The organism is Xanthomonas theicola, from assembly GCF_014236795.1.
Taxonomy (GTDB): Bacteria; Pseudomonadota; Gammaproteobacteria; order Xanthomonadales; family Xanthomonadaceae; genus Xanthomonas_A; species Xanthomonas_A theicola.
On record NZ_CP049017.1, the window covers coordinates 3,611,789 to 3,622,852 of the forward strand.

9 protein-coding genes and 2 pseudogenes are annotated in these 11,064 nt (G+C 70.0%); 3 read left to right on the forward strand and 8 right to left on the reverse strand.

Translation table 11 applies throughout. From position 1 onward, the window contains the following. Nucleotides 1-1,076: 1,076 nt before the first annotated feature. From G4Q83_RS16815 to G4Q83_RS16845, 7 genes and pseudogenes are all read right to left on the reverse strand, one after another. Nucleotides 1,077-1,999: pseudogene (locus G4Q83_RS16815) on the reverse strand (threonine aldolase family protein); the annotation flags it as partial. Next, the gene (gene trpE, locus G4Q83_RS16820) at nucleotides 1,996-3,471 is read right to left on the reverse strand and encodes an anthranilate synthase component I (RefSeq protein ID WP_128421822.1); all 1,476 of its coding nucleotides are present in this window, start codon (nucleotides 3,469-3,471) and stop codon (nucleotides 1,996-1,998) included. The gene trpE and the pseudogene G4Q83_RS16815, both read right to left, overlap by 4 nt. A gap of 165 nt (nucleotides 3,472-3,636) precedes the next feature. Beyond that, nucleotides 3,637-4,575, reverse strand: coding sequence for a lipid kinase YegS (gene yegS, locus G4Q83_RS16825; RefSeq protein WP_128421823.1), 939 nt, complete (start codon nucleotides 4,573-4,575; stop codon nucleotides 3,637-3,639). A gap of 301 nt (nucleotides 4,576-4,876) precedes the next feature. Continuing rightward, a pseudogene (locus G4Q83_RS23610) lies at nucleotides 4,877-6,022 on the reverse strand (ISL3 family transposase). A gap of 117 nt (nucleotides 6,023-6,139) precedes the next feature. Further along, nucleotides 6,140-6,622, reverse strand: coding sequence for a GNAT family N-acetyltransferase (locus G4Q83_RS16835; RefSeq protein WP_128419689.1), 483 nt, complete (start codon nucleotides 6,620-6,622; stop codon nucleotides 6,140-6,142). A 1-nt stretch (nucleotide 6,623) separates the two neighbouring features. Then, nucleotides 6,624-7,292: a ribulose-phosphate 3-epimerase gene (rpe, locus tag G4Q83_RS16840; RefSeq protein ID WP_128419690.1), complete on the reverse strand. Its 669-nt coding sequence runs from the start codon at nucleotides 7,290-7,292 to the stop codon at nucleotides 6,624-6,626. Between the two features lie 9 nt (nucleotides 7,293-7,301). Continuing rightward, nucleotides 7,302-7,634 carry a J domain-containing protein gene (locus G4Q83_RS16845; protein WP_128419691.1) on the reverse strand — a complete coding sequence of 111 codons (333 nt, stop codon included), beginning with the start codon at nucleotides 7,632-7,634 and terminating at the stop codon, nucleotides 7,302-7,304. 143 nt (nucleotides 7,635-7,777) lie between these two features. On the opposite strand from G4Q83_RS16845, the gene G4Q83_RS16850 reads away from it, so the two are divergent. From G4Q83_RS16850 to G4Q83_RS16860, 3 genes are all read left to right on the forward strand, one after another. Beyond that, a complete protein-coding gene (locus tag G4Q83_RS16850) occupies nucleotides 7,778-8,704 on the forward strand; it encodes a phosphoribosylaminoimidazolesuccinocarboxamide synthase (RefSeq protein ID WP_170069150.1) in 927 nt (308 codons plus the stop codon). Nucleotides 8,705-9,216: 512 nt separating this feature from the next. Next, the gene (locus G4Q83_RS23615; RefSeq protein WP_246432135.1) at nucleotides 9,217-9,447 is read left to right on the forward strand and encodes a hypothetical protein; all 231 of its coding nucleotides are present in this window, start codon (nucleotides 9,217-9,219) and stop codon (nucleotides 9,445-9,447) included. A gap of 150 nt (nucleotides 9,448-9,597) precedes the next feature. Next, nucleotides 9,598-10,080, forward strand: coding sequence for an Mpo1 family 2-hydroxy fatty acid dioxygenase (locus tag G4Q83_RS16860; protein WP_128419693.1), 483 nt, complete (start codon nucleotides 9,598-9,600; stop codon nucleotides 10,078-10,080). A gap of 15 nt (nucleotides 10,081-10,095) precedes the next feature. Here the strand turns inward: G4Q83_RS16860 and G4Q83_RS16865 are convergent, their stop codons facing one another. Beyond that, on the reverse strand, nucleotides 10,096-11,001 hold the full coding sequence (locus G4Q83_RS16865) for an SDR family oxidoreductase (protein WP_386273595.1): 906 nt from the start codon (nucleotides 10,999-11,001) through the stop codon (nucleotides 10,096-10,098). Nucleotides 11,002-11,064 lie beyond the last annotated feature (63 nt).

Here is an 11,064-nt window from a genome sequence, read left to right on the forward strand (position 1 = left end):
TGAGCTGATCGAGATCGCCCCCCTTAACAGGCTGCTGAAATACTGGTCGACAGCCTTCAAAAGTCGACCTGATTAGCCCTGATTCTCAGCCAGCTTTCAGGCATGGGCCGCTTACGGTGCGACTTGTCCGAAGCTTCCTATCGTTTCAACCTCAACCTCAGGCTTTGCCTGCGCGAAGTGCTGGCGCGACTTTCCGCAGCCGTGATGCGCTTCCAGCCTGGACTGTGGCCTGTTCTGCGAGGGACTCGCCATTGCAGCGGCTGAGGGTCAGGGCTAATCAGGAAAGTCAATGACTTGCCATGCAAGTCATTGACCTTTCGTTTGGCGTGCGTCATTTTGGGCGGGAAAAGTATCAAAATTCACCCCGGAAATAAGTATTTCAGCAGCCTGTTAAGCTGCGCCAGAGTCAGGACTTCGACTGGATGTCCAAGCTCTGGCGCGAACACGTGCTTGGCAAGAAGGCCAACACGGCAGGCTCAGGATGGATGCATCGCAAGTACTTCGAACTGGCGGTCGTGGTGCATCTCAAGGACGAGCGCGCAATCCACTCTAGTTTTCCGCGGCGCACTCCACGGCTTCCGACACGCTCGTCCGGGTTCGTAGGTGCGCCGCACCAAGGCTGCCTTCCCGGCGAGGGACCAGCGCCTGCGGCGCTGGTTTCTCAGAATCACTTCTACCGACCCCACATGCTAGGCGAATTCATAGTCCTGTTCCTACCTCGAAGACAAGCGATAGAACGAGGCCGGGGATTCAGCGGGCAATCTCAAAGATCGCCGCATCGCCACGACCATTGCCTGGCAGTCCAGTGACATCCGCGAAGAGGCGGGGGCGGTCCGTCCCATTGATGGCAGCGCACCGCCGTTGATCGCCGCAGCATCGCGACCCCAAGCCTTAACGTGCGGCCCCGGCGCAGCATGCCGCCGGCGGCATGCTGCGCCGGGCCTGCGCGCGGCGCTGGCGGCCGGCGCCTGGGCCAGGGCGCAGACGCGCTCCGGCTCCCACTGCGCCGGGCGCGATCGCGTTGTCATCCGGCCGCGCGCTGCGCGCCGGGGGAACCGCAAGCGCGGCGAAACGCGACACAATGCATCGACCGCTTCCGCCTGCGTGGCCCACGAGGTCGCCAGGCGGATCCCCCAGCGGCCATCGGCGAGCCGCTGCCAGCGCTCGAAATCGTAGCGCTGCGCCAGCGCCGCGACGGCGGGCAGGGCCATCAACAGCTGGTTGGTCGGCGAGTCCGAGGCGAACTGCGCGCAGGCGCGCGGCCATGCGGCTGGCGTGCGCGGCCAGTGGGTAGGACAGGCCGTCCTCGAACAGCGCGGCGGACTGCACGCCCAGCACCATGCCTTTGGCCAGCAGCACGCGGCGCTGCTTGAGCAGGTAGCGGAAGTCGGACTGCGTGTCGGGCTCGCGATCACCAGCGCCTGGCCGAGCAACGCGCCGTTCTTGGTAACGCCGATGTAGAACGCATCGGTCCGCGCGGCGATGTCGGCCAGCTGCAGGTCGTTGCCCACGGCGGTCAGTGCGCTACCGAGGTGCGCGCGGTCCAGGAACAGCCACAACCGGTGCGCGTCGCAGAATGCACGCAGGACCTGCAGCTCGCGCTTGCGGTAGAGCGTGCCGACCTCGGTGGTGTTGGATACGTACAGCCGCCGCGGCTGCACCCTGTGCTCGTTGCCGTGCTCGGCCAGCAGCGGCACGACCAGCGCCGGCGCGAGCCGGCCGTCGGCCGCCTCGACCGTCGGCACCTTGTGCCCGGCGGCCTCGATCGCGCCGGTTTCGTGGGTGGCATGGCCCGCATCAGGCGGCGATCGCCGCCTGATGCGGGCGCAGGCGATCTGGCGGTGGATCAGCGGCGCCGCGCGGCGCGGCGCCGGTCCAGGCCGTAGCCGCCGTGCTGCGCGGCGCCGGCCGCGGCCAGCGCGGCGAGCAGGCGCGGATGCGCGCCTTGGCTGTAGTCGTTGCGGAAGCTGATGCGCGCGCTCGGCACGATCCCGCTCACAACCCTTTCGCCGCCTCGGCCACCGCGCGGAACAGCGCGCGGCCCTTGTTCATGGTCTCGTCCCATTCCTTCTGCGGATCGGAGTCGTAGACGATGCCGGCGCCCGCCTGCACGTGCAGGCGGCCATGCTTGATCACCGCGGTGCGGATCGCGATGGCGGTGTCGGCATCGCCGTGCCAGCCCAGGTAGCCAATGCTGCCGGCATAGACGTTGCGCTGGATCGGCTCCAACTCGCGGATCACTTCCAGTGCGCGGATCTTCGGCGCGCCGCTGACGGTGCCGGCCGGGAACGTGGCGCGCAGAACGTCGGCATAGCTGAGCCCGGGCAGCAGCGTGCCGGTGACCTCGCTGACGATGTGCATGACGTGGCTGTAGCGCTCGATCACGAAGCGCTCGCCGACCGCGACGGTGCCGGCCTGCGACACCCGGCCGGCATCGTTACGGCCCAGGTCGATCAGCATCAGGTGCTCGGCGCGCTCCTTCGGATCGGCCAGCAGCTCCGCTTCCAATGCCAGGTCCTCTTCCACGGTCCTGCCGCGCGGTCGGGTGCCGGCGATCGGGCGCACGGTGACTTGACCCGCTTCCAGCCGCACCAGGATCTCCGGCGAGGAACCGACCACCTGGGTGTCGCCGACGTCGAGGAAGTACATGTACGGCGACGGATTGAGCGCGCGCAGCGCGCGGTACACGTCCACCGGGCGCGCGCCGAACGGCACGCTCAGGCGCTGGCTCAGCACCACCTGGAAGATGTCGCCGGCGCGGATGTATTCCTTGGATTTCTCCACCGCGTCGATGAAGCCCTCGCGGGTGAAGCCGGACACGAAGTCGCGTTCGTCGAGCACCTCGCGCGCCAGCGGCGCCGGATAGCCGGCGCCGGGCCGGCGCAGGGTGGCGGTCAGCGTGTCCAGCCGCGCCTGCGCCCGTTCCCAGGCCTGGGCGTCGCGCGGATCGGCGTGCACGCTCAGGTACAGGCGGCCCTTGAGGTTGTCGAACACCGCCACTTCCTCGGACAGCATCAACAGGATGTCGGGGGTGTCCAGCTCGTTGCGCTTGTCGCCGCTGGCCAGGCGCGGCTCGATGTAGCCGATGCATTCGAAGCCGAACCAGCCGACCAGGCCGCCGGTGAAGCCAGGCACGCCGTCGAGCTTGGGCACCGAATGCGCCGAGCGCAGCGCCTCGACCTCGGCGAACGGATCGGCGACCTCGCGGCGCTCGACCAGTTCGCCGCGATCGCGCACTTCCAGCGTATGCCCGCGGAAGGTGTAGACGCGGCGCGCCGGCAGGCCGATGATCGAATAGCGGCCGAAGCGTTCGCCGCCTTCCACCGATTCGAACAGATAGGTGTGCGGTGCGTCGGCGAGCTTGAGATAGACCGACAGCGGCGTATCCAGGTCGGACAGCACTTCGCGGACGACGGGGATGCGGGTGTGGCCTTCAGCGGCGTAGCGCTGGAACTGCTCGCGGGTGATCAAGACGGCTTTCCTTCCAGGACGCGGTGGCGGGGCAGACGACGGCTGCAGGCCACCATCGCCACGCACGGCGAGCGGAAGTGAGGGAAAGCGGGGTCGTCAGGCTGGACACGGCGGTTACTTTACCGCAACTGCGGCGACTGGCAACGGTTGCAGCCGCGCGCGCCGCTAGCCTGCCCGGCCGCGCAGCAATGCCGAGTGTGGCGGCAGGTGCATGCGCAGGCGGCCGGCGACGCAATCGACGCGGAAGTGCCGCGAGGTCTCCGGCTCGCCATCCAGGTTCAAGGTCAGCGGCATCGCCGCGTCGATGCGCAGCCAGGGCAGGCGCGCGCGCACCGCGACCCGCTCCAGCGCGGCCTGCTTGCCGGCGGTGACCAGCGTGCCCAGCGTGGCGGCGACCGCGCCGGTCATCTCCGGGACGATGGTCAGGTCGAGCAGGCCGTCGTCGAGCAGCGCGTCCGGGCACAGCGCTTGGCCGCCGCCGGCCTGGCGCCCGTTGCCCAGGCCCAGCGCGATGAATTCGCCTTCCCAGCGGAAATCCGGCCCCTCGAACCGCGCCTGGATCGGATCGATCCGGCCCAGCCGGCTCATGCCGGTGATCAGGTAGGCCAGGCCGCCGAGCATCTTCTTCAGACCCTCGTCGGTTTCCACCGTCACCTGGGTGCCGAAGCCGCCGCTGGCGACGTTGGCGCACCAGTGCGGCCCGTGCTCGGCCTCGATGCGCAGCAGGTCGATGGCCAGCGCCGGCGCCTGCGCGACCAGCTCCAGCGCCGCCAGCGGCGTGTCGGGAATGCCGGCGGCAGTGGCGAAATCGTTGGCGGTGCCCAGCGGCACCAGGCCCAGCGCCGGCAGCGCCGCGGCATCGGCATCATGGTGCGCCAGCGCGCTGGCCACTTCGCTCAAAGTGCCGTCGCCGCCGGCGGCGACGATGCAGTCCGCGCCATCGGCCACGGCCTCGGCCACGTAGCGTTCGGCGTCGCCCTCCTCCCAGGTCACCCGCACCTGCAGTTGGATGCCGCGCGCGCGCAATGCGGCCACGGCCTCGCGCAGCGGCTCCTCGCCCGCCGACTTGCCATTGAGGATCAGACGCCAATGCGGTGCTGCCATGCAGACCTTCCCGGGATCAGGCGCGCAGCCTAGCCGGCGGCGGATGCGGGAATCGTGAATGCGCGCGGCGGGCCGGCGCCGCGCCAGCGCGCGACCGCCGCTGCGATGTCCCCGTGCTGTCATCCGCACGTCACCGATCGCGCGGACCATGGGAGTCCATAGCAAGGACGACGGATGGAGGCAGGATCGGCCTCCGCTCTCTACCCAGAGCCGCACTGGCGACAGTGCGGCTCTTTTTTGGTTCATCTCCCAACTGCGTGGAAGGCAGCGCGATCTTGAGGAAGAAGTGGGCGTCATCGCGTTAGCCGTAGGCGATGGGCTTGATGACCTTGATCTTGTTGTGGATGCCTTCGAGCAAGCCGGTGTGCCTCGGCCAGCGTACCCGACGGAGGATGCCGCGCCAGTCGGGCCGCAGGCACCTGGCGAAGTGCATCAGGGCCGGGATCGCACTCTCCCGGGCGTGGCGTCGCCACTGCCTCCAGGCACGGCGCCAGGCCCGGGCCGTACCTGCATTCCACAGCGCCTTGCGTTGTTCCTTCATCGCGTAGACCGTCATCAACGTCTGGTTGGCTTGCAGCACCTCGCTCAGCTGGATCCGTTCGGACTCGGCCAGGTTGGCCCGATTGCGCAACAGGAGCCAGTGCGCACGCTCGACCGCCTTGCGCGCCGGCTTGTCGTGGCGCAGGGGGTTGGCCGCATCCACCCGCCCCCGGCCGATGACCTCGCGGCCGTCTTCGGCGATGACATGGAACAGGTCGTAGACCACGCGCGCGTTTGGGCGGTGCTGGCGCACTTCCAGGTCCTAGGCGGCGTTCATGTCCATCGCCACCGCCTGGATGTCGGCACAGCGCTGGGGGCCGAGCAGTTCGAAGAAGGCTCTGACCTGGACCCGTGGGCGGCCCCGTCCCACCCACAGCACCGGCTTGCGCTCCACGTCCACCACGACGGTGGCGTAGCGATGGCCCTTGTGCACCGCGAACTGGTCCATCGCGATCGCGCGTACCCCGTCCAGCTCCAGCGGCCCCAGCGTGCGCTCCAGGGTCCTGAAAGCGATTGTCTTGGCCGTCTTCCAGTCGATCCCATGCCAACGGGCGGCGTGCAGTACCGAGGTCGCCGCGCATGGCCGCGCCACGCTCTCGGCCAGCCGTCGTGTCGCCCGGCCATGCCGATCCAGCCAGTCCAGCCGCTGCCGCCGGGGGCCGCCCCTCGGACAAGCCAGGCGCAGACACGGCACATGCAACTCCACCGGATCGCCGAATACCGGCAACTCGCCGATGCGCCGCATCGTGCGGTCATCAATCGCTGTCACCGTCTGCCCGCAGCCCATGCAGTGCCGTTGCGCACCCGGCGCCGGCTCCAGGTCGATCACTCCCCAACGCTGCTGCCCACGGGACGCATGCCGCCGCTTGCGGACACCGCACCCCTCCCAGCCGCCCAGCCGGGACATACAATCCTGCTCGGCCGCGGCCGACCTTCAGTGGGTTGCCTGGACAACAGCAAGTCCGACCGGTCGGCCGTGCGCCTCTCCACTCAGTTGGGCGATGAACCTCTTTTTGCACGCCGCTCAGCCGGCCGCGAACCTGGCCAGCGCCTCGCCCTGCAGGCGGTACACGGTCCACTCGTGCTGCGCGCGCGCGCCGGCCGCTTCGTAGAAGTCGATCGCCAGCTGGTTCCAGTCCAGCACCGACCATTCGAAACGGCCGCAGCCATCGGCCAGCGTCTGCCTGGCCAGATGTCGCAGCATGGCCGTGCCGGCGCCGCTGCCGCGGTGCGCCGGGTCCACGTACAGGTCTTCCAGGTACAGGCCGTTGCGGCCGAGCCAGGTCGAGTAGTTGTAGAAGTACACCGCATAGCCGATCGGCTGCACATCGGCTTCGCAGATCAGCGCGTGCGCGGTGGCGCCGGGCCCGAACAGACTGGCGCGCAGGCCGGCCTCGTCGGTCTGCACCGCCTCCTCGGCGCGCTCGTAGCGGGCCAGGTCGCGGATCAGGCGCAGGATCAGCGCGGCGTCGTCGGCCGTGGCCGGGCGGATGCGCAGCGCGGCCATCTCAGCGCGCCGCCACCGCGGCGCGCATCTGCGCGATCACCGCGGCATAGTCCGGCGCATTGAAGATGGCCGAGCCGGCGACGAAGGTGTCGGCGCCGGCGGCGGCGATCGCGGCGATGTTGTCCGGCTTGACCCCGCCGTCGATCTCCAGGCGGATAGGCTTGCCGCTGGCGTCGATCCTGGCGCGGATCGCGCGCAGCTTGTCCAGCGCCGAGGGAATGAAGGCCTGGCCGCCGAAGCCCGGGTTGACCGACATCACCAGCACCAGGTCCAGGTCGTCGAGCACCCAGTCGAGGATGTCGACCGGGGTGGCCGGGTTCAGCACCAGCCCGGCCTTGCAGCCGTGCGACTGGATCAGCTGGATGCTGCGGTGCACGTGGCGGCTGGCCTCGGGATGGAAGCTAATGAGGCTGGCGCCGGCCTCGGCAAAATCCGGGATCAGCCGGTCCACCGGCTTGACCATCAGGTGCACGTCGATCGGCGCGGTGACGCCGTGCCTGCGCAGGGCCTGGCACACCATCGGGCCAATGGTCAGGTTCGGCACGTAGTGGTTGTCCATCACATCGAAATGGATCCAGTCGGCGCCGGCGGTCAGCACGGCGTCCACTTCCGCGCCGAGGCGGGCGAAGTCGGCGGAGAGGATGGACGGGGAAATGATGCAATCGGTCATGGCGAGGTCTCAGCGCTTGCGCAGGGTGCGGATGCGGTCGTAGGCGGTGTTGAGCTGGCTGGCCTTCTTCTCGGCGCGCGCGCGCAACTCCGGGGCGCCGCCGGCGACCTTGTCGGGGTGGTACTGGGAGATCAGCCGGCGGTAGGCCAGTTCGATCTCGGCGTCGCTGGCGTCGCGGGTCACGCCCAGTTCGCGGTAGGGATCCTCGCGCTGGCCGAGCTTGAACCAGTCGGCGTCCAGGGCGTGCCCGATCAGCAGCCCGAGCGCCGCGCCGAACACCGGATTGGGCCGCAACAGCAGCGCCCCGGCGATCGCGCCGAGCAGTTTTCCGTACCAGTGCATGGGCGAGGGCGGGCTCGGCGGACAAGGCCGCGCATTTTACGGCACAGCGGGCCTTTCCGGCCGTACACTACGCGGCCCGCTGTCCAGCCGCCGGCTCGCCGGGTTCCGGGACAGCCGCCATTGCGAAGTCCGTAGGAGTGCCTGTGTCCACCACGCTGTTGCAATCCGATCTGCCCGGCCTGCCGTTGCGTCACCGGGGCAAGGTCCGCGACGTATTCGATCTTCCCCGCGAGCGCCTGCCTGCCGATGCCCCGCCCGGGGACTACCTGCTGATGGTCGCCACCGACCGCCTGTCGGCGTTCGACGTGGTGCTGCCCGATCCGATTCCCGGCAAGGGCGAAATGCTGTGCCAGGTCTCCAACTTCTGGTTCAAGAAGACCGAGCACCTGATGCCCAACCACCTCACCACCATCGACGTGGCCGCGGTGCTGCCCGCCAGCGTGGACCCGGCGCTGTACGCCAGGCGCGCGGTGGTGACCAAGAAGCTCAAGCCGGTGCCGGTGGAGGCCATCGCCCGCGGCTACCTGATCGGCAGCGGCTGGAAGGACTACCATCGCACCGGCAAGGTCGGCGGCATCGAGCTGCCCGACGGCCTGCGCCAGGCCGAGAAACTGGCCGAACCGATCTTCACTCCGTCGACCAAGGCCGCGGTCGGCGACCACGACGAGAACATCGACTTCGACGCCATGGTCAACACGGTCGGCGCCGAACTGGCCGAGCGCGTGCGCGACGCTACCCTGCGCATCTACCGCTTCGCCGCCGATTTCGCCGCCGAGCGCGGCATCCTGCTGGCCGATACCAAATTCGAATTCGGTACCGACGCCGACGGCCGCCTGTACATCATGGACGAGATGCTGACCCCGGATTCCTCGCGTTACTGGCCGGCCGACGCGTACGCCGTGGGCACCAGCCCGCCCAGCTACGACAAGCAGTTCGTGCGCGACTACCTGGAGACGCTGGACTGGGGCAAGACCGCGCCCGGCCCGCGCCTGCCGCAGGAGGTGATCGACCGCACCCGCGGCAAGTATGCTGAAGCGCTGCAGCGGCTGGCGGGGATTTCGGTCGACTGACACGCACCGGGACGAGGCCGCCGCGCCCCTGGCGCCGCCAGGCGCCGCCGCGCGAACCGCGATGGCGTCGGTGCGCGGCGCGCATACCTGCCAAGCCTGGGCTCCTCCCACGCAAAGGTCTCACGATGCAAACATGCCGATCCGCTCGCGTTTTCTGCCTGGCCTGTGCAGCGCCGGGCGGCTGCTCGGCCTGGGCGCATGCGCACCGGGCGACCCTCCTGGCCCTGCCGCGCCCGCACAGGCGCCGGCAAAGGCAGCGGCCGCAGGTGCCGCCAGCGCCGCGGGCGATCGGCTGCAAGCGCTGATCCGGGCCAGCGGTGCCCGTTGCGACACCGCCACCTACAGCGCTGTAGCGCCGCAGGCGAGCGCTACAGCGTGGACCTGGACGTCGACTGCGGCAAAGGCGATTTCTTTGCCGGCGTCGCCATGGACGTGGACGTGTCCGAGCGCATCCCGGACAGCGCCAGCGCCGCGCGGCCGCGCGCCCGCTTCGCGCAAGGGAGCTGGTGTGCGTGCAGGGCATCACCCGCACCGCGCAGAACCCGCTGTACTACTACGTGGTCGCGATCCCGGCCAGCAGCGTGGAGGAGTGCCAGGGCAATGCGCTGTGCGACCACGACGGCGATCGCCCGATCCAGCGCCTGGTGGCGGCCGGCGCGACCGCGCCGGGCCTGTACAGCGGCGACTGCGCGCAGGGCTGGGTGAGCGCCGATGCGCTCGACGCGTTTCGCAACGGCATGTAGCCAGCGGCGGCGCTGCGCGTCGCTGCACGCGGGCGGCAAGCGGCAAGATCCTGACGGATCGGGACGCCGGCCGCCTGCGCTGACGTCGCGGCGCTGTCTCCGCAGCGCCGCGGCGATGGCGCTATGCTGGCCCGATCCCTGGGAGGGACGATGGACACTACCGCCTACGCGCGCCCGATCGACCGTTACTTCGCCCGCTATGCCGACGATCACCGCAATGCCGCCAACCAGCGCATCCACGTGTTCGCGGTGCCGGCGATCCTGTGGTCGGTGGTGGCGCTGCTGTGGTGCATCCCGGTCGGCGGCAGTTGGTTCCAGAACGGGCTGTGGGCGGCGCTGGCGATGTTCGCGGCGTGGATGTTCTACAACCGGCTGTCGCGGCCGCTGGGCTACGGCATGCTCGCAGCGTTCTTCTTCTGCGGCTGCCTGTGCCGGCTGCTGGAGGCGCGCATCGGCCTGCAGGGCCTGCTGTGGCTGGCGCTGGGCGTGTTCGTGGCGGCGTGGTGCGCGCAGTTCGTCGGGCACAAGCTGGAAGGCCACACGCCCAGCTTCCTCACCGACCTGGTGTACCTGCTGATCGGGCCGGCGTGGGTGCTGGCCAAGCTCTACCGGCGCCTGGACTGGCGCTACTGAGCCAGCCGCTGCGTTTCAGCGCGGTACGCCGAGCATTGCCGCGTCCGGCGAGAACGCGCGCGGCGCATAGCCGAAATCGCGCCGCGCCGGCGCCAGGTCGAATACCAGGTCATCGCCCATGCGCAGCAGCGCGGCGCGGTTCATGCCGCGCAGGCGGCCGCCGGCGTGGGCGGTGGCCAGGACCAGGACGAAGGCCGCGTGCGGCAGCAGCAGCAGCCGCGCCGGCGGCTGCAGTGCGGCCAGGACGCGCCGCACCATGTCGCGGTAGCTGAGCACCTCGCCGCCGCCCAGTGCATAGCTGCGGGCATGCGTGGCCGGGTACGCCAGCACCGCCAGCGCCGCGTCGGCCAGGTCCTGCACATGCACCGGCTGGCGCAGGCCACGGGCGCTGCGCGGCAGCACGAACCAGCCGCGACGCCGCGCCAGCGCCGCGATCGCGCTCAGCGTGCGGTCGCGGCCGGCGCCGTAGACCAGGGTCGGGCGCAGCACGGTGACCGCCGCGGCGCGCGCGGCCGCGGCGGTGAACAGCGCGGCCTCGGCCTCGCGCAGGCGCCGCGCGACGTCGCGTTCGGCCGCATCCGGCGAATCGCGCTTGACCGCCAGGCTGGTGGAACCGAACGCGACCACGCGCGGCACGCGCAGCGGCGTGCGCCGGTACCAGTCGGCGAAGGCATCGAGCGGCCCGCAACTGAAGATCGCAGCGGCCTGCACTGGCGGCGCCTGCAGCTGGCTCAATTCGCCCCGATGCCAGTGCACGCCGGCACGCGGCGGCTGCTCCATGCGCGAGAACGCATGCACCTGCCAGCCGGCGGCCAGCAGGCCGTGCAGCAGGCGCTCGCCGATCTGGCCGCTGCCGCCGAACAGCAGCGCCACGCGCGTTGCCGTGGCGGTCGCGAGCGCGGCGGGAGCGGAAGCGGCGATGGCGGGCGCGTCGGTCATGCCGCCAGCATAGCGAGCCGTTGCCGCCACGCCCAATGCCCGAGG

Coding starts and splice junctions, on each gene's coding strand:
- yegS (WP_128421823.1), bottom strand. CDS start 4,575: ATGGCAGCACCGCATTGGCGTCTGATCCTCAATGGCAAGTCGGCGGGC.
- G4Q83_RS16835 (WP_128419689.1), bottom strand. CDS start 6,622: ATGGCCGCGCTGCGCATCCGCCCGGCCACGGCCGACGACGCCGCGCTG.
- rpe (WP_128419690.1), bottom strand. CDS start 7,292: ATGACCGATTGCATCATTTCCCCGTCCATCCTCTCCGCCGACTTCGCC.
- G4Q83_RS16845 (WP_128419691.1), bottom strand. CDS start 7,634: ATGCACTGGTACGGAAAACTGCTCGGCGCGATCGCCGGGGCGCTGCTG.
- G4Q83_RS16860 (WP_128419693.1), top strand. CDS start 9,598: ATGGACACTACCGCCTACGCGCGCCCGATCGACCGTTACTTCGCCCGC.